Source organism: Halorubrum sp. AJ67, assembly GCF_000513435.1.
Window position 1 is genome coordinate 381,688 of the sequence record NZ_CBVY010000002.1, and the last position, 1,180, is coordinate 382,867.

Consider the following 1,180-nt stretch of genomic DNA (forward strand, 5'->3'; position numbering starts at 1 on the left):
CGGTGAACCCCGTCGCGTCGAGCGCCGCGGCCTCCAGCCCGCCGAGTCCGAGCGCGCCGAACAGCGGGTTCGCCTCGAACCCGAAGATGAAGACCGGGTCGAGGAGGATGTTGAGGACCACCGAGCCGGCCATGACGTACATCGGCGTTACCGTGTCCCCGTAGCCGCGCATGAGCGCCATGAACACCGCAAAGCCGAAGACGGCGAACAGGCCGACGGCGTAGACGCGCATGTACTCGACGACGAGCGGCGCGACCGTCTCGTTCACGCCGAGGAGCGCGGTGATGTCGTCGACGAAGACGTACCCCAACACGCCCAGCACGACGGAGATGACGGCCGCGTAGGCCATCGTCTGCGAGGCGGCGTACGCGGCGCGCTCCTCGTTGCCGGCCCCGGTGTGTTGGGCGACGAGGACGCTCCCCGCGACGGAGACGCCGAGCGCCAGCGAGATCATCAGGAAGACGATCGGGAACGCGAACGTGATCGCGGACAGCGCCTCGGTGCTGTAGCGGCCGAGCCAGAACGTGTCGGCGAGGTTGTACAGCACCTGAAAGAGGTTCTGGACGACGATCGGCAGGGAGAGGAAAAACAGCGGCCACCCGATGTCGCCCGAGGTGAGGTCCAGGTCGTCGGCCCCCTTGAACAGCGAGTCGATCGCGTCGCGGAGTCCCATCAGCGGATCGCCTCCGGACAGGTTACGTCGTCGCACCCGTGGAAGGGACTGTGCGCGCCGTGGAGCGGGCTGTACGCGGCGTCGGGGATCGGCCGTTCCGTGTCGTCCATTCGGTTCGTACCAATACTGACTGACTGGTCAGTCAAAAAAGTTCTGAAGCCGGCGGGTGGCGACGCCACGCTTCCCGGACGGAGATAGCGGCCGAACGGTCTAAGTGCGCGCGCGCCCGAAATCGGGCAATGAGTCTTCGGCCCGCGTGGCTAACGTTCAGGCGATACGCGGCGGCGACGACGGGGATGACGCTCGTCCTCTTCTCGCTCGGCGTCTACACGGCGGCGACCGGGTCCGGGCTGGCGTGTCAGGCCCAGTGGCCGCTGTGTTCCGACCAGCTCATCCCCGCGCTGACGATCAACCCCGACTTCATCGAGTGGTTCCACCGGGCGTGGGCGATGGTGACCGGCTTCCTCATCGTCGGGGTCGCCGGGTGGACGTGGCTCGGCTCCGGCT

The 1,180-nt window shown here is 67.4% G+C and carries 1 protein-coding gene and 1 pseudogene; one reads left to right on the forward strand and one right to left on the reverse strand.

Annotated features, from left to right (window positions below; translation table 11 throughout):
• A partial coding sequence (locus BN903_RS03580) for an MATE family efflux transporter (protein ID WP_048076402.1) occupies positions 1 to 673 on the reverse strand: 673 nt, incomplete at its 3' end.
• A gap of 296 nt (positions 674 to 969) precedes the next feature.
• On the opposite strand from BN903_RS03580, the pseudogene BN903_RS03585 reads away from it, so the two are divergent.
• A pseudogene (locus BN903_RS03585) lies at positions 970 to 1,180 on the forward strand (cytochrome oxidase assembly); the annotation flags it as partial.